We start from the raw sequence: 526 nt of genomic DNA, 5'->3' as shown, positions 1-526 counted from the left end.
GGCCAGGGTACTCGACGGTCATTTGGTCGAGCGCCTCTCGTACCGTGCCTTTGGTTATCTCCAGGCTCGTTCTCTTGGCGCAGAATCTTCCGAGTTGAGGGGATAGACGAATTGTGGCCATTTAACTTGTCGATTCCGTAATTGAGACTAGAACACTCTTAGTAAGCTCGCGCACGCGCGAGCTTGGCGACTCGCTAGACAGAGATTGCAACAAACCTATCGTTTCCTCGTCGTGCGCGTACTGCGCCGCACGAACCAACAATAATTGAGCGTTCTCCGTGTGATCGACCCAATCTACGATAGCTTGTTTTTCAACGTCAAACCACCACGGGCTTTTCGCGATTCTTTTTGGACCGATGACATTAAGTGTTATCGCCAAGCTGGGCGGGGCAAGTTGAATGTGAATATCTTTCCCAGCACGATAGGAGTGAGCCGAGCCCGACGTTACTGATAATCTGCCTTGCCGGCGAAGCGGAACCGTCTCCCCGGGGTAACCGGAAATTTTCTCGTTGTCGTACTGATATAC

1 protein-coding gene is annotated in these 526 nt (G+C 51.9%); it reads right to left on the bottom strand.

Annotated features, from left to right (window positions below):
• Window positions 1-121: 121 nt before the first annotated feature.
• The coding region (locus AC1DXV_RS35250; protein ID WP_477938135.1) for a hypothetical protein at window positions 122-526 on the bottom strand (405 nt) is incomplete at its 5' end.

The organism is Rhizobacter sp. P3_C12 (assembly GCF_056402735.1).
The sequence above is the reverse complement of the archived record's forward strand: the minus strand, read 5'-3'. Positions and strand labels throughout refer to the sequence as shown.